Here is a 375-nt window from a genome sequence, read left to right as displayed (position 1 = left end):
AAAAATAACATAAATATAAGTGCACAAAGTCAAATACTCATGACAAAAGGAAATACAGAAAATGGAGTTTCAATAGAAGGTGAATTCCATATTAGAGCAAATAACGTAATAAAAAACGGAAACAGTAGAGAATCTTATGCTCCTTTTGCAGAAGGAGGGGTATAAGATGTCATTTTTTAATAGCGTAGTAAGTGCTGTTGTGGGAGCCGTGGCAGCAGTAGCAAATGCAGTAGTCAGTGCAGTGAAATCTATAGTATCTGCAGTTTCTGGAAAGGGTTCACAAGATGCGGGAGGAATGACTGCACTTGGAGCAATGGCAACAATTGCAGATGTCTTTGAAGATGGTGAGATTGATGAAGATGAGGAAGAACTGCT

1 pseudogene is annotated in these 375 nt (G+C 38.4%); it reads left to right on the top strand.

The features are described from left to right. Positions 1 to 166: 166 nt before the first annotated feature. Positions 167 to 375 (top strand): annotated as a pseudogene (locus NG901_RS16635) (hypothetical protein); the annotation flags it as partial.

Source organism: Clostridium sp. CMCC3677 (assembly GCF_023845585.1).
GTDB lineage: Bacteria > Bacillota > Clostridia > Clostridiales > Clostridiaceae > Clostridium > Clostridium aquiflavi.
Note: the sequence above shows the minus strand (reverse complement) of the source record. Positions and strands in the feature narration are given on the sequence as shown.